Annotated in this window: 1 protein-coding gene; it reads right to left on the bottom strand. The window is 68.0% G+C overall.

Annotated features, from left to right (window positions below):
• Positions 1–434, bottom strand: a 434-nt coding sequence (locus tag J5M58_RS27160) for an efflux RND transporter permease subunit (RefSeq protein ID WP_207880548.1), incomplete at both ends; no start/stop codon positions are given.

Here is a 434-nt window from a genome sequence, read left to right as displayed (position 1 = left end):
ACCTTCACCTCGGACGCGCCCGGCACCTTCTGCAGCGCGGCCGCGATCTGCTCGCCCGTTGCGTTGAGCGTCGCCATGTCGTCGCCGAAGATCTTGACCGCGACGTCGCTGCGCACGCCGGAGATCAGCTCGTTAAAGCGCAACTGGATCGGCTGCGAGAACTCGTACGCGTTGCCCGGCAACTGCGCGAGCGCCGCCTCGATTTCCCCACGCAGCGCATCGCGCGACTTGCGCGGGTCCGGCCACTGGTCGGCGGGCTTGAGCATGATGTAGCCGTCCGACAGGTTCGGCGGCATCGGATCGGCGGCGATCTCCGCGGTGCCGGTGCGCGCGAACACGCGGTCGATCTCCGGGAAGCGCGCCTTCAGCGTCTTCTCGATCGACTGCTGCATCGCGACCGATTGCGTGAGGCTCGTGCCCGGAATGCGCTGCGT

It is taken from the genome of Pseudomonas sp. 32_A (genome assembly GCF_017490905.1).
Lineage (GTDB): Bacteria > Pseudomonadota > Gammaproteobacteria > Pseudomonadales > Pseudomonadaceae > Aquipseudomonas > Aquipseudomonas inefficax.
This window is presented reverse-complemented; position numbering and strand designations above follow the sequence as displayed.